This window comes from Streptomyces cirratus, from assembly GCF_014650775.1.
Classification (GTDB): domain Bacteria; phylum Actinomycetota; class Actinomycetes; order Streptomycetales; family Streptomycetaceae; genus Streptomyces; species Streptomyces cirratus.
In genome coordinates this window covers 455,762-477,107 of record NZ_BMVP01000001.1, presented here as the reverse complement: position 1 = coordinate 477,107, position 21,346 = coordinate 455,762, and the positions used below count along the sequence as shown (strand labels likewise).

The following is a 21,346-nucleotide window of genomic DNA, read 5'->3' as shown; positions in this document are numbered from 1 at the left end:
GGACCGGCCCCCCGGATCAGGTCTTCTGGCGGAACTTGCGCACCGCGAGCGGCATGGTGACGAGCGTGATGGCCACGGACCAGGCCAGGGTCACCCAGACCGGGTGGGCGACCGCCCCGCCGTTGATCAGGCCGCGCGCTGCGTCGGCCAGGTTGGACAGCGGGTTGTAGTCGGTGAAGGTCTGCAGCCAGCCCGGCATGGTCGACGGCGGGGCGAAGATCGAGCTGCCGAACTGGAGCGGCATCAGGACCAGCATGGCCATCCCCTGGACGGCCTGCGCGGTCTTCATGGTCAGACCGAGCAGGATGAAGATCCACATCAGGGAGGCGCCGAACACGGCGGACAGCCCGATGGACAGGAACAGGTCCAGCACTGACGTCTTGATCGACAGGCCCAGCATGAAGCCGACGGCGAGCAGGATCGCGATGGCGACCATCATGCGGCCGAGTTCGACCACGATCTTGGCTATCAGCACGGAGGACCGGGCGATGGGCATGGACCGGAAGCGGTCCATCACGCCCTTCTTGAAGTCGTCGTTCACCCCCGTGCCGACGCCCATGGCGATGTTCATGCCCATCATGGCCATCAGGCCCGGGACGACGTAGTTGACGTACGCCTCCTGCTGGCCCTTGCCGGAGATCGCGCCGCCGAAGACGAACACGAACAGCAGGGTGAAGATGATCGGCATGAACACGACGTCGAACATCGACTCGGGGTCCTGCTTGATCTGCAGGGTGTTGCGGCGCACCAGGGCGCCGATGTGCCGCAGGTTGCCCCGCAGGCCGATCCTGCCCTCGTCGGCCGGTCCGACGGCCGCGGCGGCCGAAACGGTCGCGGGGGTACTGGGCTTGGACGTGGTGACGGTGCTCATGCCGCGACCTCCTCGGTCTGCTGGGCGGAGTCCTCGGAAGAGGGCTTCTGGCCGGTGATGGAAAGGAACACCTCGTCGAGGCTGGGGAGGTAGGTGCCGAGGTCGGCGATCGCGTACCCCCGGGCGGCCAGCAGGCCGACCACCGCGGTCAGCTGCTCGTCGCTGAGGATCGGCACCAGCAGCACGCCCTCGTCGGGCACGGCCTGGGAACCGGCCACCCCGTCCAGCCCCGCCTCGGCCAACGACCGGGCCATGCCCGGCACATCGGCGGAGGAGACGGGCCGGATGCGCAGGGTGCGGCCGCCGACCCGGGCCTTCAACTCGTCGACCTTGCCGTTGGCGATGACCTTGCCCCGGTCGATGACCGTCAGCTGGTCGGCGAGCTGCTCGGCCTCCTCCATGTACTGCGTGGTCAGCAGGACGGTCGCGCCTTCCGCGACCATCCGCTGCACCTCGTCCCACACCTCGTTACGGGTACGGGGGTCGAGGCCGGTGGTCGGCTCGTCCAGGTAGAGGACGGCCGGGCGGCCGATCATCGACGCCGCCAGGTCGAGCCGGCGGCGCATGCCGCCGGAGTAGTGCATCGCGGCCTTCTTGGCGGCCTCGGTCAGCGAGAACCGCTCCAGCAGCTCGTCGGCGCGGGACCGGGCCTCCTTGCGGGGCAGGTCCAGCAGCCGGCCGATCATGTAGAGGTTCTCCCAGCCGGAGAGCTTCTCGTCGACCGAGGCGTACTGGCCGGTCAGGCCTATGGTGCGGCGCAGCTGCCGCGGCTGGCGGACCACGTCGAAGCCGGCGACCGTCGCCGTCCCGGCGTCCGGGGCGATCAGGGTGGACAGGATGCGGACCAGGGTGGTCTTGCCGGCGCCGTTGGGGCCGAGGACCCCGAGGACGGTTCCCTCGCGGACATCGAGGTCCACACCGTCGAGGGCCTTGGTCTCGCCGTAGTGCTTGACCAGCCCCCGCACCTCCACGGCGTGCGAGCCGTTCAGGGGATTCTTGTCGTTTCGCGTCATGTCCATCATGGGACCATCCGCCACTGACAAAGCGCCGACAGACGACCGACACCGGACCGGCAGGCGGCTACAGGCGGCTGACGGGCCCGAACCGGGCGGGCAGGAACGGGGCGGGCCGGAACCGGGCGGGACGGAACCGGGCGGGCCGGAACGGCGACAGCCCGCCGGCATGGAGCCGACGGGCCGTCAGAGATGCCGAGCGGGGCTCAGTGGAAGGCGTGCTCCGGCTGCGGGAACGATCCGCCGATCACGTCCTCGGCGAAGGCCTTCGCCGCGTCACCCATGGTCTGGCGCAGGTTCGCGTACTGCTTGACGAACTTGGGCATCTTCCCCCCGGTCAGGCCCATCATGTCGGTCCACACCAGCACCTGCGCGTCGCACTCCGAGCCCGCGCCGATGCCGACCGTCGGAATGTGCAGGGACCGGGTGACCTCGGCGGCCAGCTCGGCCGGGACCAGCTCCAGCACCACCGCGAACGCACCCGCGTCCTGAGCCGCCTTCGCATCGCGCAGCAGCTGGTGCGCGGCCTCGTCGCCGCGGCCCTGCACCCGGTAGCCCATGGCGTTCACGGACTGCGGGGTGAGCCCCAGGTGGGACATGACCGGGATGCCGGACTGCACGATCAGCTCGGTCTGGGCCAGCGAGCGCTCGCCGCCCTCCAGCTTGACCGCTCCGACGCCCGCCTCCTTGACCAGCCGGGTCGCGCTCCGCAGCGCCTGCACGGCGCCTTCCTGGTACGAACCGAACGGCAGGTCGCCGACGACCAGGGCACGGCGGGTGCCCCGTACGACGGCCGCCGAGAGCAGGGTCATCTCGTCCATCGTCACGGGGACGGTGGTCTCGTAGCCCAGGTGGCAGTTGCCCATCGAGTCGCCGACGAGGATCACTGGGATCCCGGCCTCGTCGAAGACCGACGCGGTCATCGCGTCGTACGCCGTGAGCATGGGCCACTTCTCCCCCCGCTCCTTGGCCAGGGCCAGGTCGCGGATGGTGATGCGGCGGGTGCCCGTGCCCCCGTACAGGGTGGGGCCGGAAGCTTCGCGGGCAGGCGAAACGGCATGCGTCATTGCTGCTGCTCCTCGTGTCATCTCGAGGCGTCCTGACGACGTCCCCGGACTCACCCACCATGGTGGCACTCTCCGGGCCCGAGGAGGAAGTGGCGGGATGACCGGTCCGTCACACCCACGGTCCCGCTGCGAGTCCGACTCCAGCCGCCGCGGATCGAATGTGCGCGTTTCGTGACAAGCGGAACTACGGGCGGACAGCTGTTCGTCCTCCCGGTCGTACGGCCGGAACGGACGGCACGGATGGCAGCGTCCATCGCCTAGGGTCAAGGGGCGGGGAAGCAGCGCAAGCACGGCAGCGAGGGCAGTTACATGGCACAGGCGTACATGACGGAGACGGGGAACGGCGGCGGCTCGGAGCCGGGGCCCTCCGGATCCGGTCTGCGGCGCCGAATCGCCGAGTGGCGCAGGGACCGCGGCATCTGGCGGCGCGGGATCGTGACGGCGTCCCTGGCCGCGCTGATCTCGCTGGTGATGATCTTCCATGCGGAGCTGCCGAACGACGTCGGCAACCTCGGCAGCCTCACCGAGACCTTCCTGCCCTGGATCGGTCTGGCCGTGCCGCTGCTGCTCGTCGCGGCGGTGATCCGCAAGTCGGCGACGGCGCTGATCTCGATAGCGCTGACCGCCGCCGTCTGGGTGAACCTTTTCGGCGGCCTGGTCACCGACAAGTCCGGTACGGGCGGCAACCTGACGGTCGCCACCCACAACGTGGACGCCGCCAACCCTGACCCGCGCGGCACCGCCGAATCCGTCGCGAAGGCCGGGGCGGACGTGCTGGCCCTGACCGAGCTCAAGGCGGGCGCCGTCCCGGCCTACGAGAAGGCCCTGGAGGCCACGTACAAGTACCACGCCGTCGAGGGGACGGTCGGCGTGTGGAGCAAGTACCCGCTCACCTCCAGCCGGCCCGTCGACATCAAGATGGGCTGGACGCGGGCCATGCGCGTCACCGTGAAGACCCCCTCCGGGGACATGGCCGCCTTCGTCGCCCACCTGCCGTCCGTCCGGGTCAAGCTGAACGCCGGGTTCACCGCGAACCAGCGCGACAACAGCGCCAACGCGCTGGGCGCCGCGCTCGCCGCCGAACCGCTCAAGCGGGTCGTACTGCTCGGCGACCTCAACGGCACCGTGAACGACCGGTCCCTGTCGGAGATCACCTCGCAGATGCGCTCCACGCAGGGCGCGGCGGGCGACGGGTTCGGGTTCACCTGGCCGGCCCGGTTCCCGATGGCCCGCATCGACCAGATCCTGGTGCGGGGCGTCACGCCGAAGGCCTCCTGGACCCTGCCGCGCACCGGCAGCGACCACCTGCCCACCGCGGCCCGGGTCGAGCTCAAGCCCTGACCCGTACGCCGCGCATGAGCCGGGGCCCCGGCCGCCCTCCACGGCGGCCGGGGCCCCGGCGTACGTACGGCCGGCCCTACGCGTGCTCGCGCCAGCCGTTCGTGATGGGCAGGCGGCGGTCCTTGCCGAAGCCCTTCGCGGAGATCTTGGTGCCCGGCGGGTACTGGCGGCGCTTGTACTCGGCCGTGTCCACCATCCGCAGGGTCTTGGCGACCAGCTCGCGGTCGTAGCCGGCCGCGACGATCTCCTCCAGCCCCTGGTCGCGGTCCACGTACAGCTCAAGGATCGCGTCGAGCACCGGGTAGTCCGGCAGCGAGTCGGTGTCCACCTGGCCCGGGCGCAGCTCGGCGCTCGGCGGCTTCACGATCGAGTTCTCCGGGATCGGCGGCGTCTCGCCGCGCTCGGCGGCGGCCCGGTTGCGGTACTCCGCCAGGCGGAAGATCACCGTCTTGTAGACGTCCTTGATCGGACCGTAGGCGCCGACGGAGTCCCCGTAGAGGGTCGAATAACCGACGGCCAGCTCCGACTTGTTGCCGGGGGCCAGGACGATGTGGCCCTCCTGGTTGGAGACCGCCATCAGCATGGTGCCGCGAAGCCGGGACTGGAGGTTCTCCTCGGCCAGGCCCGACAGGCCCAGCGACCCCATGTACGCATCGAACATCGGCTCGATCGACACGGTGCGGAGGTTCAGGCCGGTGCGCCGGGCCAGCTCGGCGGCGTCGCCCTTGGAGTGGTCCGAGGAGTACTTCGAGGGCATCGAGATGCCGTACACGTTCTGCGCGCCGATGGCGTCACAGGCGATGGCGGCGACGAGCGCGGAGTCGATGCCGCCGGACAGCCCGATCAGCACCGAACGGAAACCGTTCTTCTTGACGTACGCGCGCAGGCCCACGACCAGCGCGTCGTAGACCTCCTCGTCGTCGTCGAGGCGTTCGGCGTAGCCGCCCGCCACCACCGGCTCGTAGGGCTCCACCGGCTCCTCGGACAGGATCACCCGGTCGATCCGCAGGCCGTCCTCGACCACGCCCTCCGGGGCGTCGGAGCGGGCGGCGGGCAGGTCGAGGTCGACCAGGACGCAGCCCTCGGAGAACTGCGGCGCGCGGGTGATGACCTCGCCGTCGGCGCCGACGACGATCGAGTCGCCGTCGAAGACCAGCTCGTCCTGGCCGCCGATCATCGCCAGGTAGGCCAGCGTGCAGCCGGCTTCCTGGGCGCGCTTGCGGACCAGTTCCAGGCGCAGGTCGTCCTTGTTGCGCTCGTACGGCGAGGCGTTGACCGACACCAGCAGACCGGCCCCGGCGGAGCGAGTGGCCGGGACGCGGCCGCCCTCCTGCCACAGGTCCTCGCAGATGGCCAGCGCCACGTCGATGCCGCGGACCCGGATCACCGGCTGGGTGTCGCCCGGTACGAAGTAGCGGAACTCGTCGAAGACGCCGTAGTTGGGCAGGTGGTGCTTGGCGAAGCGCAGCACCACCTCCCCGCGGTGCAGTACGGCGGCCGCGTTCTCCGGGGAGCCGGGCGGCAGGCCGAGCCGTTGCGCGGTCCGCTCGGAGCGGTCGAGGTAGCCGACGATGACCGGCAGCTCGCCGAGGCCCTCGGCCGCGAGGCGCTGCGCGAGGTCGCGCAGCGCCTCGCGGGAGGCCTCGACGAAGGAGCTGCGCAGGGCGAGGTCCTCGACGGGGTACCCGGTCAGCATCATCTCCGGGAACGCCACCAGGTGGGCGCCCTGCTCGGCGGAGTGCCGGGTCCAGTGGACGACCGAGTCGGCGTTGGCGGCGATGTTGCCGACGTGCGAGTCGATCTGATTCAGAGCGAGGCGTAGTTGAGGCACGGGGGACAGTGTAATCGTCTTACTGACGCGATGTCCTGGGGGAGGCCGGGGTACGGGGGTACGCGTCTTCGTCTTCGAGGCGGGGCCCGTCAGCCGATGGGGCCGCTGAACCGGGCGGCGGGCGAGGGGATCACGGGGGCGACGTCCGCGGTGAGGCGCGTGGTGCCCTCGGGGATCTCGTAGGCGGCGGTCCCGGTGGCGGTGGCGCCGGGCTGGATGGTGCCGCTGATCATCTTCGGGGTGTCGACGTCGAAGACGAGCTTGGCACGGTTGCCCTGCGCGTCGTGGACGGAGGGGACCGCGTAGATGATGTTCACGGGCTTGTCGGAGCTGTTGGTGATCTTGATGTCGATCCGGACCGCGTTGCCGACCTCGATGTACTTGCGCTTCGTGACGTACTTCTCCGGCGTCGACAGGCTCACGCGGACGCCGTTCGCGTAGCTGACGGTGCTGCCGAAGGGGACGGGGCTGTCGAAACCCCGGCCGTGGTCCGGGGCGGTGGGCTCCGCCGGGTCCGGGTAGTCGGGGTTGGCCGGGTCGGCCGGGTCGGCCGGGTCGGCCAGGTCGTCCGGCAGGTCCCGGTCGCGGTCGAGGCGGCGGTCCGCCGCGTCCTCGGCCTTGTGGACGACGGCGACGCTGAGGTAGAAGCCGCCGACGGAGGAGAAGAGACCCAGGACGCACAGGACCGTGGCGATCAGGGCCATCGTCTTGCGGGGCGCGCCGCGGGTGGCGCTGACGATGGCGGCGATGCCTATGCCGGTGCCGGTCAGGCCGACGAGGGTGCCGATCCAGAAGACGAACGGGATGACACCGAAGGCGATCGCGAGCAGCCCGAGCACGAGGGCGGCGATGGCCATGTTGTTCGCGGGCGCGGCGGGCGCGGCGGGCGCGGCGGGCGCGGCGGGCTGGCCGGGGTAGCCGGGGTAACCCGGGTACCCGGGGAAACCGTGCTGGCCGGGGGCGGCGGGGTACGGGCCCGGGTACGGGCCGGGCTGGCCCGGCCAGCCGTACGGCGCCGCCTGCGGCGCGGCCGGCGGCGGGGTGAGCGGCGCGAAGTGCGTTCCCTGCGGGCCGACGCCCCCACCCGGTGCCGGCGGCACCGGCGGTGTCGGGGCCGACGCGTGTCCGGGCCCGGCGTGCGCCGCCGACGGGGCGGCGTCTTCGGGTGCGGGGTCCGGGGTCTTGTCCAGGGTCAGCGGCTGGGCGGGGGCCGGCTCGGGTTCCGGCTCGGCGTGCGGTGCGGGCTGGGAGTCCTTGGTCAGGGACAGCGGCTGGGCGGGGGGTGCCGTGTCCTCAGGTACGGGGTGCGGGGGCGGCGGGGCGGCGCCCTCGGGTATGGGAGTCCCCGAAGGCTCCGTCGGCGGGTCGCTCGGGCTGCTGCTCGGCGGGTTCGGGGGCGTACTCATACTCGGGGCGTCCTTCGCAACGGGGAGCGGTGATCACCTACCCTGCCACGGCCCCCGACCCCCTCCAACCGCTTTCGGCCCCGCCCTCGACGCGTCCGCGCCCCGGGAACGGGAGGGGTCCTGACCAGCCCGCCCGCGGAGGCTGCCCGCAGGACGGGCTTGCCGACGGTGAGCCACTCCGCGTCGGCCAACGCCGCGGTCCCCCCGGCCCATTGGTCCGGGGACGTGGCCCGCGCCACCGGGACCGGGCCGGTCCTGCCAGGGGTGGTCGCAATGTGCCGCCCGACGGTGCCCCGTCTTGTCCGGCCGCGTCGCGTATGACGCCGGGCTCCCCGCCGCGCCGGCGGGCCCGGGGACCGGCGGCACGTGACCCCGTACGCCGCTGCTGCCGGACCGCCCGCGTCTGGGGCGGGGTCCTGCCGGAGAGCGCCCGCCACCCCGACGGGGCCGACGAACGCCTCGCGCTCCGGGCCCCGCACCCGATGCCCGCGTCCGTCACCGTCCTGGCGGCGCCGGCCGGCACTCGGTCATGCCGGGACCGCCCGCGCCAAGTGGCCCGGGCGGTCCCTGAGGCGAGTGCACCGGTCAGCGGCGGGCGTAGACCTTCTCGACGAAGCCGGCTATCTGCTCCTCCGAGAGGTTCTGGGCCAGGTCCGCCTCGCTGATCATGCCGACCAGCTTCTTGTCCTGGATCACCGGGAGCCGCTTGATCTGATGGCTCTCCATCTCGTCCAGTACATCGGAGACGTCCGCCCCGGCGTCGATCCAGCGCGGCGTCCCCTGACAGAGGTCACCACAGGTGACCACCGACGGGTCGTGCCCCTTGGCCACGCACGACACCACGATGTCGCGGTCCGTGATGATGCCGCAGAGGCGTTCGTTCTCATCGCTGACGGGCAGGGCGCCCACATTGAGCCGGGCCATCAGCTGAGCCGCCCGGTCCAGGGTTTCGCCGGCCGGGATCCACTGGGCCCCGGGGTGCATGATGTCTGCGGCGGTCGTCATCGCGAGTACCTCCTGAGCGCGCCGTGCGGGCGGACGCGGGCGCACCCGCCCCGGCGTCCCCGCCGTCGGCCGGCCGGTCGGACCAGCGACCCCACCCGTACGGGCCGGTACGGGCGAAGGTCAAGGTGGGAGGCCACGCGGGCCACGCGGCAGGCCGAGGGGCCGAGCCGCGGGGCACCGGACGAGGGCGCCTCCCACCACCGTACGGGCGACCTCCCTCAGCCGCGCGGCGCGGCCCCGCGCTGCGCCAGCATGTCGGCCATCAGGGTGAGCTCCGACCGCTGTGCCGCCACCATCCCCTCGGCCAGCTTCCGCTCCGCCGGGGTCGCGCACTGGCTCGCGCAGCCCTGGGCCATCGCGACGCCGCCCTTGTGGTGGTCGGTCATCAGCTGGAGGTAGAGCACCTCCGCCTCTCGGCCCTCGGCGGAGCCCAGCCGCTCCAGTTCCTCCTTGGTGGCCATGCCCGGCATCAGCGCACCGGGCTTGGTGGTGGCGCCGCCCATGTCGTGTCCACCCATGCCGTGCCCGCCCATGTCGTGCCCGTCGTCGCTGCCCATCCACGACATCGGCGGTTCGTCCGCCACCACCTTCGGCAGCCCCCACAGGTCGAGCCAGCCCAGCAGCATGCCGCGCTGGTTGGCCTGGGTGTTGGCGATGTCGTAGGCGAGGCCGCGGACCGCCTCGTCCTTGGTGCGGTCCCGGACGATGAAGGACATCTCCACGGCCTGCTGGTGGTGCACCGCCATGTCCCGGGCGAAGCCCGCGTCCGCCGAGTAGAGCGACGGCGCCCGCGAAGCGGCGGAACCGCCGTCCCCGTCGCCGCCGTTCGCGGCGGCGACCGTGGCCCCGACCGCGAACAGCGCGGCGAGGACGACCGCCGCGCCCGCGCCCAGGTACGTACGGGACACCCGCCGGCCCTGCGGCGGGGTCACTTCCCGGCCAACCCGTTGGTGCAGGCCGCGCCCGGCTCCGGGGTCTGCGGGCCCTGCACGTACTTGGTGAAGAACGCCGCCACCCGGGGGTCGGCCGCGTCGCTCACGCTCAGCTGCTTGCCCCAGGCGCTGAGCATGATCGCCCCGGCCTGCGTCTTGTCCGGGCTCATCAGCGTGTACGGGGTCTTGCGGACCTTCTCGGCCAGCGTGTCCACATCGGCCTTGGCGGCCTTGTCGTTGTACGTCACCCAGACCGCGCCGTGCTCCAGCGAGTGCACCGCGTTCACCTCGGGCAGCGGGTCGGTGTAGACGTCGCCGTTGCAGTTCATCCAGCGGGGGCTGTGGTCACCGCCGACCGGCGGGTTCATCGGGTAGCTGACCGGGGTGTCGACGTGGTTGCGGCCGAGCGTCTTCGCGTCCCAGCTCTGCTCGCCGCTCACGGGCGCCTTGCGGGCCTCGGCGGCGTCCTTCTCCTTCTGCTTCTGGCTCATCAGCACCCACGAGCCGAAGCCGATGAGGGCGGCGACGACCGCCGTCGAAGCGGTGATCGCGATGATCTTGTTGCGCCGGTCGCGTGCTTTGTCCGCGCGGCGCATCTCGGCTATGCGGGCCTGCCGCGCGGTGTTGTCGGTGGTGGTCTTGCCGGACTTGCTGGCCATGTGCCCTGTTCCTTCTGCTGAGGGGGGTGGAAGGCGGTTCCGCTACGAGGGGCGCACGCCGGGCGGCGCCCGACGGCGTCAGGTCCGCAAAACCTGGAGGGCGTGCAGGTCGGGGGCGCGGGCGAGCGCACCCGGTGCCCGGACGGGCCCGGCGTGCGCGGGGCGCACGGCCACCACCGCCCCGGCCCCCACCGCGGCGAGGGCCGACGGCGGGACGGGCAGTACGGCAGGAGGCGTATCGGAGCGGGGGGAGCAGCCGGGCAGCTCGTGCGGGGCCACGCAGCCGGCGTGCGCCGGGCCGTGCGTCTGGCCGCGCGCAGGGTCGTACGCCCCTCCGCGCGCCGGCTCGTGCGCCCCCGCCGCCGCGACCGCCGTCGGCGACACGTGGGACCGCACACCCCCCGCGCAGGGGAACGCGGTACCCCACAGCAGTACCCCGAGGGCGAGCGCGGCGGCCAGGGCCGTCAGCGCGGCCGACGGGGCGGCACGCCGGGGCGGGGGACCGGTGTGGCCCCCGAGCTCCGTGTGCTTCCTGCCCCCCATGGCCGCAGATGGTAATGCTCATGACCGGCCCGCGGTCAGTGCGGGGGTGCCACGAGCTTTCAGGGGTGCGTAATGTGGCGGAAACCACGGGTGGCGATACTGGGACGGCCCGACTGTGCCCCCCTCCGGGGACCGGTGGTGCACACGTCGTCTGAACTGCGAGGATGAAGGCATGGACAAGCAGCAGGAATTCGTCCTCCGGACGCTTGAGGAGCGTGACATCCGCTTCGTGCGCCTGTGGTTCACCGACGTGCTGGGCTTCCTCAAGTCCGTCGCCGTCGCGCCCGCGGAACTGGAGCAGGCCTTCGACGAGGGCATCGGCTTCGACGGTTCCGCGATCGAGGGCTTCGCGCGCGTCTACGAATCCGACATGATCGCCAAGCCGGATCCGGGCACCTTCCAGATACTGCCGTGGCGCGCCGAGGCCCCCGGGACCGCGCGGATGTTCTGCGACATCCTGATGCCGGACGGCTCCCCGTCGTACGCGGACCCCCGCTACGTCCTCAAGCGCATCCTCAACAAGACCTCCGACCTGGGCTTCACCTTCTACACCCACCCGGAGATCGAGTTCTTCCTGCTCAAGGACAAGCCGCTGGACGGCACCCGCCCGGTGCCCGCGGACAATTCCGGCTACTTCGACCACACCCCGCAGAACGTCGGCATGGACTTCCGCCGCCAGGCGATCACGATGCTTGAATCCATGGGCATCTCGGTCGAGTTCAGCCATCACGAGGGCGCACCCGGCCAGCAGGAGATCGACCTGCGCTACGCCGACGCGCTGTCCACGGCCGACAACATCATGACCTTCCGCCTGGTCATGAAGCAGGTCGCCCTGGAGCAGGGCGTGCAGGCCACCTTCATGCCGAAGCCGTTCTCGGAGTACCCGGGCTCGGGCATGCACACCCACCTCTCCCTCTTCGAGGGCGACCGCAACGCGTTCTACGAGTCGGGCGCCGAGTACCAGCTCTCGAAGGTCGGCCGGTCCTTCATCGCGGGCCTGCTCAGGCACGCCGCGGAAACCGCCGCCGTCACCAACCAGTGGGTCAACTCCTACAAGCGCATCTGGGGCGGCTCCTCCCGCACCGCCGGCTCGGGCGGCGAGGCCCCCTCGTACATCTGCTGGGGCCACAACAACCGCTCGGCGCTGATCCGCGTCCCGATGTACAAGCCGGGCAAGACCGGCTCCTCCCGCATCGAGGTCCGTTCGATCGACTCCGGCGCCAACCCGTACCTGACGTACGCCGTCCTCCTCGCGGCGGGCCTCAAGGGCATCGAGGAGGGCTACGAACTCCCGGCCGGTGCCGATGACGACGTCTGGGCGCTCTCCGACGCCGAACGCCGTGCGATGGGCATCGAACCCCTGCCCCAGAACCTCGGCGAGGCCATCTCCCTGATGGAGCGCAGCGAACTGGTCGCCGAAACGCTCGGCGAGCACGTCTTCGACTTCTTCCTGCGCAACAAGAAGCAGGAGTGGGAGGAGTACCGCTCCGAGGTCACTGCCTTCGAGCTCCGCAAGATGATGCCGGTGCTGTAACCGCAGGTCAGCGGCGGTACCCCAGTCAGACGGCACCCCGGGCCGACGGCACTCAGCCGCCGGCCCGGACCCGTCTCACCCGGGGTTCGTGGGATGCCGGGATGAGTGCGTCCCCGCGGGGGCCTCATGTCATGGGGTGGGCAAGGGGCCTTGCGGGTCGGGCCCCTCCCAGAATTCGGGGCCGAGCGTTTCTTTGAGCAGGGCGTACATGTTCTTCCGGAAATGTGCTGTCACGAGCCACGGGCGGGTGAAGATGCGGATCCCCCCGACCTCGCCCGCATCGTTGAGGGTGAACATCTCCACGAGCTGCTGTACGTGACCGTCCACGAGTTCGTCGATCACCACTGTGAATCCCGATCGGCCCTCGATGTCGAGGACGGCACGAACCTTGAGGTCGCTGAAGCTCTTCGCCGCGGCTTCGAGGACGGGCCCGACGACAGCCTTCCCTGTCGGCTCTTCGCTCAGGATCGGGGAGTACAGGGTGACATCCTGCGCCAGCGGCGGGACGGCCGGATGATCAACCCAATCCGGCGTCGGCCCTTGCGGGGCGTACGGTCCGGTTCCGAGGTTCGGGTCCGCGAGAGCGGGGTCGGTCTTCGCGATCACTTCGCGCAGAGCGGCCATGAACGGCCACGGCCGGCCGTAGGCGTCGATGGTGGTGATCAGGCCCGCGGAGTCGGTCCGGGCCAGTGCCGCGATCTCCGTCTCCCGTCCGCCGGGGCTTGCGCTGTAGACGACCCCCTCCACCGCGTCTCCCTTGAGGCCGGCTGTTGCCTCAGGCGCGCCGAGGGCCCGCTGGTACGTGCCGAGAGCGGCCGAAACGGCGTCACGACCGGCGATGCGGGGTGCGGCCAGTGGAGTCGCGAGAGAGACGTCTTCGGCAAGCGCTGTGGGGGCCTGCCCCGAAAGTGCGGCGTTCAACTGATCCGACATCGCGTGCTCCTCGTGGTCACGCTGAAGGCCAAAGGCCCTCTGATGTGTCGCAGCGGCGACAAGCGATGTCACAGGACCCCCTGCGCCGCAGCCAGGTGCGTCTTGGTCCTTCCAGCATGCGTCCGGAACATGGCGGGACGCATGCCGGAGGACACGGCACCACTTCGCTCGCCGAGAACTTGGGGTGCCGGGCGCCGCAGGAGGGGCCGGGGGCCGTCAGGTCAGGGGCGCCTGGGCGGGGAAGACCGCCGGGTGCCAGACGGGGCTGGTGGTACCCGTGGGCGGGGTGGTGATCGTGTGGAGCGCGGCGTCGAGGCCGAGGACCGCCGTCGTCGTGGAGCCCGTGCGGTCGACGGTGGCGGACGGCGCGCCGTTGTAGAGCATGCGGGATTCCGTCCAGGCGGGCGGGCCGCCGGCCGAGGTGGTGCCGACGGTGCCGCTGTCGGCGCGGCCCGTCAGGAGGCGGCCCGCGACACCGACCGCGCCGTAGCCGGCCCGGCCGCCGGACTCGGTGACGGCGGACACCTGGGGCTTGCCCGGGCCCGCGGTGACCAGCGCGCTGCGGACCACGCCCGAGTCGGGGCGGCGGAAGTAGAGCCGGACGCCCGCGCCCTCGGCGGCCGCGGTGAGCGGAACCGTGGTGGCGGGGAGGTTCGTCTGGAACGGGCCCTGGAGGGGGGCGTCCGGGGCGGCCTGCGTCCAGGCGAGGACGGAGGTGCTGGTGGTGGCGTAGACGTGGCGCCGGCCGGCGGCGTCCACCGCCACCGCAGGGTCGCTCTGCAGGTCGGCGCCGCCCAGGTGCTGCCACTCGCCGAAGCCGCCCGAGGGCTCCTGGACGCAGGCGCGCAGGGTCCGGCGGGAGTCGCGCAGGTACACCGTCAGCCGGCCGTCCGCGCCGACGACTGCCGCGGGGGCACTGACCGCCGAGGTGCCGGGCTCGTCCGCCGCCTCGGGGGTGCCGAGCGACTGCCAGGCGCCGAACGGGCCGCCGGGCGCCGCCTGGCTGAGGGTGACGACCTCGCGGCGGTAGTCCTTGCCCCGCTCGCCGAACGTGGTGCGGGTCGCGACGACGGTGACCCGGCCGTCGGGAAGGCGGGTGGCGAAGACGCCGGGGTCGATGCCCTCGCCGGGCAGGAGGACCGGGGCGCTCCACATGCCGGCGGGCTCCCGGGTCCAGAGCGCCAGCCGGCCGTCGAGCACCGCGAAGGCGTAGAGCCGGCCGCGGACGCCCTCCGTCATCCAGGAGGTGTTGTCGGCGCGGGCGTAGCGCAGCGACTGGGCCCAGTTGCGGCCGGTGGGGCTGCCCGCCACCTTCCGGTCGCCGCAGCCGGCGACGCTGCCGCAGTAGTTCTCGTGGTCCAGCCAGGCGTAGGTCTTGAGGTAGCCGATCTTCGTCTCGGCGGTCTGCGGGTCCAGCGAGTGCGGGAGGCTGCCCGTGTGGTAGCCGAGGTAGTTCTGGACCGTGAAGTGGGGGCGGTCGCTGGTCTGGCGGGCGTAGGCGGCGTAGCCGGCCTGGACGAAGCGCGCGCCGTACATGTGGTCCTGGTGGTCGGTGTACGTGCCGGTGACCTGGTCCCGGCCGGGGGTCGGGTCCTGCATCCGTATCGTCGTCGGACGGTACTTCGTCAGGACCCCGGCTATGACCTGTACCACCTGGTCCTTGGTGTACGTGAACGGCGCCGTGACGGGAGAGCCCGAGGCCAGCTGGGCCTCCAGGGCGGGTATCTCGCCGTTCCACAGGCCGCGCAGGCTCTCGGGGGTCGGGGCGGTGGTGCTGCGGGCCTCGCGCATCTGCAGCCAGACCAGGTTGATCCGGGGGTGGGCGAGGAGGACGTCGACTTCGGCCTGGCCGCCGCCGACGGTGGGTATGACCGTACGCTGCCACGCGCTCGTGCGGTCCCCGGTCGCCATCTGCGCGTACGCGCAGCGGATGCCGTTCTGCCGGGCCTCCGCGTAGTGCGCGCGGTCGGCGGGCTGCTGGGGGTCCTTGGCGGCGCCGCCCGCGGCCTCGTTGCGGCCGTCGGCCTCGCCGGAGGTGAGGTACACGCTCGTGACCGGGATTCCGGCGGTCAGGGACCGGCTGAGGTCCGGGTTCAGGAAGAAGAGGTCGTCGTCGGGGTGGGCCACGACCTGGACCACCGAGCCGGCCGTTGTGCTCGCGGGTATGACGGGCGCGGCGGGGTGCTTGTCCTGGCTGGCTTCGGCCGAGGTCTGCTCGCCCGAGGCGATCGCGAGTACGCCAGTGGTGCCGACCGTCAGGACGGGCAGCAGGGCGGCGGCCAGCATGAGGCGGCGGCGGGTCATCGGCATGGTCACGCCTTGGGGTCGTTCCGGGCGGGAAGAACCGCGAAGCGGTCACTCAAAGAGAGGTCAATCCGGGCGACTTGGTTCATCGATGTCGCCGATGACTCGTGCTTTCCGAAAAACGACCGGATGTGATTGTCCCTCGTGCGGGTTCGATCGAGGCAATTGCCCGCCATGCGGACGCCTTTGTCCCGTCCAGCGGGCCAACTTACGTCACCATATGGCACGTTGAATGAGTTATAGGCGACTTGTCTTAGTTGTACAGATTTATGTGATTTAGAGCCCGCTGTCGCCGACCCGCGCACGGGCCGGCGAACGGGGTACGCACCGCCCCCGCGCCACCCGGCCGAGGCGCGTTTGCGCCGGTCACCGCCGTGGAGCGCGCTCCGCGCGGCCGCAGCGGCGGCCGACGCACCCGCCGGCGGCGCGGCGCCGACGCCGCACACGCCGCCGGGCCTGTGAGGTTGGCCACGTCGACCCCGCCCGGCGCAAGCGGGCGTCCCCTTCCGCCGGGGCCGGCGCGCCCCCGCGCCCCGGTGAGCCGTCCCGCCGCTCCGGATAGGCTCAAGACCTCGGCCGGCCGGGTCAACCCCGGCAGCGACGCACGCGGGAGGCGGCGGGATGACAGTCCCGGGACGCAGGAGCAGCACCTTCATCCGGCTGCTGCGGAGCGGGTTCACCGACCCCTCCGCCGCCGCCCGGCTGCTGGAGAGCGCGGTGCTGGCCCCCGTACGGACCGACCCGGTACTCCTCGACGCACTCGGCGCCACCGCCGACCCCGACCTCGCCCTCCTCGGCCTCGTACGGCTCGCCGAGGCGCAGCAGCCCGACGAACTGCCCGTACTCCTCGACACCCTGCTCAGCGCCAAGCCGCTGCGCGACCGGCTGCTCGGTGTGCTCGGCGCCTCCGAAGCCCTCGCCGACCACCTCGCCCGCCACCCCCGCGACTGGCACGCCCTCGTCACCTACGAAGCCGCCGACCTCCACCCCGGCCTCGCCGACTTCGAACGCGGCCTCGCCGACGCCCACGACCCCGTCACCCTGCGCATCGCCTACCGCCGCTGCCTGCTCTCCATCGCCGCCCGCGACGTCTGCGGCACCATCGACGTCGCCGAGACCGCCGCCGAACTCGCCGACCTCGCCACCGCCACCCTCCGCGCGGCCCTGCGCATCGCGAGCGCCGCCGCCCCCGAGGACGCGGCCTGCTGCCGCCTCGCCGTCATCGCCATGGGCAAGTGCGGCGGCAACGAACTCAACTACGTCTCGGACGTGGACGTCATCTTCGTCGGCGACGCCGCCAAGGGGACCGACGAGGGCAAGGCCGTCCAGGCCGCCACCCGCCTCGCCTCCCACCTCATGCGGATCTGCTCCGAGACCACTGTCGAGGGAACCATCTGGCCCGTCGACGCCAACCTGCGCCCCGAAGGCCGCAACGGCCCGCTGGTGCGCACCCTCGCCTCCCACCTCGCCTACTACCAGCGCTGGGCGAAGACCTGGGAGTTCCAGGCGCTGCTCAAGGCGCGCGCCGTAGCCGGCGACCCCGAACTCGGCGCCCAGTACATCGAGGCCATAACTCCTCTCGTGTGGCAGGCCGCCGAACGCGAGAACTTCGTCGCCGACGTCCAGAAGATGCGCCGCCGCGTCGTCGACAACATCCCCGCCGCCCAGGTCGACCGGGAACTGAAACTCGGCCCCGGCGGGCTGCGCGACGTCGAGTTCGCCGTCCAGCTGCTCCAGCTCGTGCACGGCCGCAGCGACGCCACCCTCCACTCCCGCACCACCCTCGACGCCCTGCACGCCCTCGCCGCCGGGGGCTACGTCGGCCGCGCCGACGCCGCCCAGCTGCACGACGCGTACCGCTTCCTGCGCGCCATGGAGCACCGCATCCAGCTCTACCGGCTGCGCCGCACCCACCTCGTGCCCGAGGACGAGAACGACCTGCGGCGCCTGGGCCGGTCCATGGGCCTGCGCACCGAACCCGTCGCCGAACTGAACAAGGCCTGGCGCCGGCACGCCTCCGTCGTCCGCCGCCTCCACGAGAAGCTGTTCTACCGGCCGCTGCTCGACGCCGTCGCCCAGCTCACCCCCGGCGAGACCCGGCTCTCCCCGCGCGCCGCCGGCCAGCGCCTCGAAGCGCTCGGCTACGCCGACCCGTCCACCGCGCTGCGCCACCTGGAGGCCCTTGCGTCCGGCGTCAGCCGCAAGGCCGCCATCCAGCGCACCCTGCTGCCCGTGATGCTGGGCTGGTTCGCCGACTCCGCCGACCCCGACGCCGGGCTCCTCAACTTCCGCAAGGTCTCCGACGCCCTCGGCCGCACTCCCTGGTACCTGCGGCTGCTGCGCGACGAAGGCGCCGCCGCCGAGAACCTCGCCCGCGTCCTGTCCGCCGGGCGCCTGGCCCCCGACCTGCTGATGCGCGCACCCGAGGCCGTCGCGCTGCTCGGGGACCCCGAAGGCCTCCAGCCCCGTACGCACGAGGCGCTCGAACAGGAGGTGCTGGCCGCGGTGGGCCGCGCCGAGGACCCGGAGACCGCCGTCGCCGCCGCCCGCGGGGTCCGCCGCCGGGAGCTGTTCCGTACCGCCGCCGCCGACATCATCGCCTCCTACGGCACGGAGGACAGCCCCGCCGAAACGGACCCCGGCGCCCTCGTCGACCGGGTCGGACGGGCCCTCTCCGACCTCACCGCGGCCACCGTCGGCGGAGCCCTGCGCGCCGCCGTGCGGTCCCACTGGGGCGACACCCTGCCCACCCGCTTCGCCGTCATCGGCGTCGGCCGCTTCGGCGGGCGCGAGCTCGGCTACGGTTCCGACGCCGACGTCCTGTTCGTCCACGAACCCCGCGAGGGCGTCGACGAACAGGAGGCCGCGAAAGCCGCCCAGGCCGTGATCGCCGAGATGCGCAGGCTGCTCCAGCTGCCCACCGCGGATCCGCCGCTGCTCATCGACGCCGACCTGCGGCCCGAGGGACGGTCCGGGCCGCTGGTGCGCACCATCGCCTCCTACGCCGCGTACTACCGCCGCTGGTCGCTGACCTGGGAGAGCCAGGCCCTGCTGCGCGCCGAACCGGTCGCGGGCGACTCCGGGCTCGGCGCCCGGTTCATCGACCTGATCGACCCGCTGCGCTACCCGGCCGAGGGCCTGGACGACAACGCGGTCCGCGAGATCCGCCGGCTCAAGGCCCGGATGGAGACGGAACGGATGCCGCGCGGCGCCGACCCCACCCTGCACACCAAACTCGGCCGCGGCGGGCTCAGCGACGTCGAGTGGACGGTCCAGCTGATGCAGATGCGCCACGCCTGGAACGAGCCGGGCCTGCGCACGACCCGGACCCGAGAGGCCCTGGCCGCGGCGCACGCGGCCGGCCTCATCCCGGCCGACGAGGCGCAGATCCTGGACGAGGCCTGGGTGCTGGCCACCCGCGTCCGCAACGCCGTCATGCTGGTCCGCGGCCGCGCCGGGGACACCTTCCCCTCCGAGGCGCGCGAACTGGGGGCCGTCGGCCGCTACCTGGGCTACGCGGAGGGTACGGTCGGGGAGATGCTGGACGACTACCGCCGCACCACCCGCCGCGCCCGCGCGGTGGTGGACGACCTGTTCTACGGCTCGTAGGCCCTGGCGCCCGCAGAAGTCGCGCCCAAGTGCTGTGACCGGAAGGGTTCACCGGGTCGGCAGACCTTCCCGGCCACGGCACTAGGGCGCGTTTCGAAAGTCCCGCCTGCCCCGCGACGCCCGGCACGCACGCTCGCCGCGTTGTCGGGATCGCCCGCGTACGGCCCGGTACGAGGGCGACCCTCCGCCTTGCGATCGCACGCACCGGACGCCGCGGGGCCCGCCCTTCGGGCGGCCGGCGCTACTTTCGAAACACGCCCTAGCGGCGGAAGCGGTTGAGGACCGCGGCCGTCGCCGGGTGCGGGTCGGTGGCCCGGGGGCGGCGCGGCAGGCGGTGGGGGAGGGAGCCGTACCAGAGCCCCGAGACCGTGTACCCGAACGCCAGGCAGAGCATGCCGCCCGCGGCGTCCAGCCAGAAGTGGTTCGCGGTGGCCACGATGACCACCAGGGTCGCCGCCGGGTACAGCAGACCCAGGACGCGGGCCCACGGCGCCGACGCGACCGCGAAGATCGTCAGCCCGCACCAGAGCGACCACCCTATGTGCATGGACGGCATCGCCGCGTACTGGTTCGACATGTGCTTGAGGTTCCCCGAGGCCATGGAACCCCAGGTGTGGTGCACGAGCACCGTGTCCACGAAGCGCTGCCCGTTCATCAGGCGGGGCGGCGCCAGCGGGTAGAAGTAGTAGCCGAGCAGCGCCACGCCCGTCGTCGCGAACAGCACGAAGCGGGTGGCCGCGTAACGCCCGGGGTGGAAGCGGTAGATCCAGACCAGCACGCCGATCGTCACGACGAAGTGCAGCGTGGCGTAGTAGTAGTTCATGCCCACGACGAGCCACGTCACCGAGTTGACCGCGTGGTTGACGCTGTGCTCCACCGCGATGCCCAGCGTGTGCTCGGCGTTCCAGATCCAGTCGGCGTTGGCGAGCGCCGCCGTCTTCTGCTCCGGCACCGCGTTGCGGATCAGGGAGTAGGTCCAGTAGCTGACCGCGATGAGCAGGACCTCGAACCAGATCCTCGGGCGGCGCGGCATCCGCAGGCGGGCGAGGAGAGTGCTCCGGGACCCCGGGCGGGTGTCCTGCCCGGTCACTTGGGGTGACGAGACGTCCGTCCGGGTTTCCAGTGTCTTCACGCTCGCTTCACCCATGGGGAAAGAGTCTGCCAGATGGCTTCCGCACCACGATCATCCCTCGGGACGGTCTTGGCCGCAGCCGCTCAGCCCTGGGGAGTACGCCGACCCCGGCCGCAACCCCTACGCGGTACGCCGCTGGCCCGGGCCGGAAGCGGTCGATCCGCGCACCACCAGCTCCGGCAGGAACACGAATTCGCTGTGCGGCGCCGGCGTACCACCGATCTCCTCCAGCAGCGTGCGGACCGCCGCCTGCCCCATGGCCTGCACCGGTTGCCGGATCGTGGTAAGGGGCGGATCGGTGAACGCTATGAGCGGGGAGTCGTCGAACCCGACCACCGACACGTCCTGCGGCACCCGCAGCCCCTGCTGCCGCGCCGCCCGGATCGCGCCGAGCGCCATCATGTCGCTCGCGCAGACGATCGCCGTGCAGCCGCGCGAGATCAGCGCGGCCGCGGCGGCCTGGCCGCCCTCCAGCGAGTACAGGGAGTGCTGGACCAGCTCCTCCGTCGCCTCCTCGCCCAGGCCGAGCCGCTCCTTCATGCCGAGGCGGAACCCCTCGATCTTGCGCAGTACGGGCACGAACCGCTTCGGTCCGACCGCCAAGCCGATCCGGGTGTGCCCGAGCGCGCTCAGGTGCGTGACGGCGAGATGCATCGCGGCCCGGTCGTCGGGGGACACGAACGGGGCCCGCACCTTGTCGGAGAAACCGTTGATCAGTACGAAGGGGACGCCCTGGGCGCGCAGTTGGTCGTAGCGGCCCATGTCGGCCGTGGTGTCCGCGTGCAGCCCCGAGACGAAGATGATCCCGGAGACACCGCGGTCGACGAGCATCTCCGTCAGCTCGTCCTCGGTGGATCCGCCGGGCGTCTGCGTCGCCAGCACCGGGGTGTACCCCTGCCGCGTCAGCGCCTGCCCGATCACCTGGGCGAGCGCCGGGAAGATGGGGTTGTCCAACTCGGGGGTTATCAGGCCCACCAGGCCCGCGCTGCGCTGGCGCAGCCGTACGGGCCGCTCGTAGCCGAGCACGTCGAGCGCGGCCAGCACGGACTCGCGGGTGCCCGCGGCCACACCGGGCTTGCCGTTGAGCACGCGGCTGACTGTGGCTTCGCTGACCCCCGCCTGGGCTGCGATGTCGGCTAGCCGTGCGGTCACGGCATTGGACTGTA

16 protein-coding genes are annotated in these 21,346 nt (G+C 72.1%); 3 read left to right on the top strand and 13 right to left on the bottom strand.

Features of this window, described 5'->3' with window-relative positions:
- Positions 1 to 16: 16 nt before the first annotated feature.
- The 3 genes from IE207_RS02155 to panB all read right to left on the bottom strand — a co-directional run bounded on the left by IE207_RS02155 (position 17) and on the right by panB (position 2,972).
- Positions 17 to 871 (bottom strand): ABC transporter permease, encoded by an 855-nt coding sequence (locus IE207_RS02155; protein WP_190182260.1) that lies wholly within the window; start codon positions 869 to 871, stop codon positions 17 to 19.
- Entirely contained in the window at positions 868 to 1,893 is a 1,026-nt protein-coding gene (locus IE207_RS02150) for an ATP-binding cassette domain-containing protein (protein ID WP_190182259.1), read from the bottom strand. Before IE207_RS02150 ends, IE207_RS02155 begins: the two co-directional genes overlap by 4 nt.
- 197 nt (positions 1,894 to 2,090) lie before the next feature.
- Positions 2,091 to 2,972, bottom strand: a complete 882-nt coding sequence (panB, locus tag IE207_RS02145) for a 3-methyl-2-oxobutanoate hydroxymethyltransferase (RefSeq protein WP_190182258.1) — start codon at positions 2,970 to 2,972, stop codon at positions 2,091 to 2,093.
- 288 nt (positions 2,973 to 3,260) lie between these two features.
- On the opposite strand from panB, the gene IE207_RS02140 reads away from it, so the two are divergent.
- The gene (locus tag IE207_RS02140; protein WP_190182257.1) at positions 3,261 to 4,292 is read left to right on the top strand and encodes an endonuclease/exonuclease/phosphatase family protein; all 1,032 of its coding nucleotides are present in this window, start codon (positions 3,261 to 3,263) and stop codon (positions 4,290 to 4,292) included.
- Between the two features lie 76 nt (positions 4,293 to 4,368).
- Here IE207_RS02140 and IE207_RS02135 read toward each other — a convergent pair whose 3' ends face one another.
- The 6 genes from IE207_RS02135 to IE207_RS02110 form a co-directional block, all read right to left on the bottom strand.
- On the bottom strand, positions 4,369 to 6,123 hold the full coding sequence (locus IE207_RS02135) for an NAD+ synthase (protein ID WP_190182256.1): 1,755 nt from the start codon (positions 6,121 to 6,123) through the stop codon (positions 4,369 to 4,371).
- An 89-nt stretch (positions 6,124 to 6,212) separates the two neighbouring features.
- On the bottom strand, positions 6,213 to 7,529 hold the full coding sequence (locus IE207_RS02130) for a DUF4352 domain-containing protein (protein WP_190182255.1): 1,317 nt from the start codon (positions 7,527 to 7,529) through the stop codon (positions 6,213 to 6,215).
- Between the two features lie 585 nt (positions 7,530 to 8,114).
- Positions 8,115 to 8,534, bottom strand: coding sequence for a CBS domain-containing protein (locus tag IE207_RS02125; protein ID WP_190182254.1), 420 nt, complete (start codon positions 8,532 to 8,534; stop codon positions 8,115 to 8,117).
- Positions 8,535 to 8,752: 218 nt separating this feature from the next.
- The gene (locus IE207_RS02120; protein WP_229873242.1) at positions 8,753 to 9,442 is read right to left on the bottom strand and encodes a DUF305 domain-containing protein; all 690 of its coding nucleotides are present in this window, start codon (positions 9,440 to 9,442) and stop codon (positions 8,753 to 8,755) included.
- 20 nt (positions 9,443 to 9,462) lie between these two features.
- Positions 9,463 to 10,125 (bottom strand): thioredoxin-like domain-containing protein, encoded by a 663-nt coding sequence (locus tag IE207_RS02115; RefSeq protein WP_190182253.1) that lies wholly within the window; start codon positions 10,123 to 10,125, stop codon positions 9,463 to 9,465.
- Positions 10,126 to 10,203: 78 nt separating this feature from the next.
- Positions 10,204 to 10,668: a hypothetical protein gene (locus IE207_RS02110; RefSeq protein WP_190182252.1), complete on the bottom strand. Its 465-nt coding sequence runs from the start codon at positions 10,666 to 10,668 to the stop codon at positions 10,204 to 10,206.
- 172 nt (positions 10,669 to 10,840) lie between these two features.
- On the opposite strand from IE207_RS02110, the gene glnA2 reads away from it, so the two are divergent.
- On the top strand, positions 10,841 to 12,202 hold the full coding sequence (glnA2, locus tag IE207_RS02105) for a gamma-glutamylpolyamine synthetase GlnA2 (protein ID WP_190182251.1): 1,362 nt from the start codon (positions 10,841 to 10,843) through the stop codon (positions 12,200 to 12,202).
- 129 nt (positions 12,203 to 12,331) lie between these two features.
- On the opposite strand, the gene IE207_RS02100 is transcribed toward glnA2, so the two are convergent.
- Positions 12,332 to 13,135 (bottom strand): hypothetical protein, encoded by an 804-nt coding sequence (locus tag IE207_RS02100; protein ID WP_190182250.1) that lies wholly within the window; start codon positions 13,133 to 13,135, stop codon positions 12,332 to 12,334.
- 216 nt (positions 13,136 to 13,351) lie between these two features.
- Positions 13,352 to 15,445, bottom strand: coding sequence for a PIG-L family deacetylase (locus IE207_RS02095; RefSeq protein WP_190182249.1), 2,094 nt, complete (start codon positions 15,443 to 15,445; stop codon positions 13,352 to 13,354).
- A 615-nt stretch (positions 15,446 to 16,060) separates the two neighbouring features.
- Here IE207_RS02095 and IE207_RS02090 point away from each other — a divergent pair.
- On the top strand, positions 16,061 to 19,048 hold the full coding sequence (locus IE207_RS02090; protein WP_190182248.1) for a bifunctional [glutamine synthetase] adenylyltransferase/[glutamine synthetase]-adenylyl-L-tyrosine phosphorylase: 2,988 nt from the start codon (positions 16,061 to 16,063) through the stop codon (positions 19,046 to 19,048).
- Positions 19,049 to 19,307: 259 nt separating this feature from the next.
- Here the strand turns inward: IE207_RS02090 and IE207_RS02085 are convergent, their stop codons facing one another.
- A complete protein-coding gene (locus tag IE207_RS02085) occupies positions 19,308 to 20,195 on the bottom strand; it encodes a phosphatase PAP2 family protein (RefSeq protein WP_190182247.1) in 888 nt (295 codons plus the stop codon).
- A gap of 105 nt (positions 20,196 to 20,300) precedes the next feature.
- The gene (locus IE207_RS02080; RefSeq protein WP_190182246.1) at positions 20,301 to 21,332 is read right to left on the bottom strand and encodes a LacI family DNA-binding transcriptional regulator; all 1,032 of its coding nucleotides are present in this window, start codon (positions 21,330 to 21,332) and stop codon (positions 20,301 to 20,303) included.
- Positions 21,333 to 21,346 lie beyond the last annotated feature (14 nt).

Bases quoted from the DNA above. Each gene is read 5' to 3' on its own strand.
- IE207_RS02150 (WP_190182259.1), bottom strand. From the start codon at position 1,893: ATGATGGACATGACGCGAAACGACAAGAATCCCCTGAACGGCTCGCAC.
- IE207_RS02125 (WP_190182254.1), bottom strand. From the start codon at position 8,534: ATGACGACCGCCGCAGACATCATGCACCCCGGGGCCCAGTGGATCCCG.
- IE207_RS02115 (WP_190182253.1), bottom strand. From the start codon at position 10,125: ATGGCCAGCAAGTCCGGCAAGACCACCACCGACAACACCGCGCGGCAG.
- IE207_RS02095 (WP_190182249.1), bottom strand. From the start codon at position 15,445: ATGCCGATGACCCGCCGCCGCCTCATGCTGGCCGCCGCCCTGCTGCCC.
- IE207_RS02100 (WP_190182250.1), bottom strand. From the start codon at position 13,135: ATGTCGGATCAGTTGAACGCCGCACTTTCGGGGCAGGCCCCCACAGCG.
- IE207_RS02155 (WP_190182260.1), bottom strand. From the start codon at position 871: ATGAGCACCGTCACCACGTCCAAGCCCAGTACCCCCGCGACCGTTTCG.
- IE207_RS02090 (WP_190182248.1), top strand. From the start codon at position 16,061: ATGACAGTCCCGGGACGCAGGAGCAGCACCTTCATCCGGCTGCTGCGG.
- IE207_RS02110 (WP_190182252.1), bottom strand. From the start codon at position 10,668: ATGGGGGGCAGGAAGCACACGGAGCTCGGGGGCCACACCGGTCCCCCG.
- glnA2 (WP_190182251.1), top strand. From the start codon at position 10,841: ATGGACAAGCAGCAGGAATTCGTCCTCCGGACGCTTGAGGAGCGTGAC.
- IE207_RS02130 (WP_190182255.1), bottom strand. From the start codon at position 7,529: ATGAGTACGCCCCCGAACCCGCCGAGCAGCAGCCCGAGCGACCCGCCG.
- IE207_RS02085 (WP_190182247.1), bottom strand. From the start codon at position 20,195: ATGGGTGAAGCGAGCGTGAAGACACTGGAAACCCGGACGGACGTCTCG.
- panB (WP_190182258.1), bottom strand. From the start codon at position 2,972: ATGACACGAGGAGCAGCAGCAATGACGCATGCCGTTTCGCCTGCCCGC.
- IE207_RS02140 (WP_190182257.1), top strand. From the start codon at position 3,261: ATGGCACAGGCGTACATGACGGAGACGGGGAACGGCGGCGGCTCGGAG.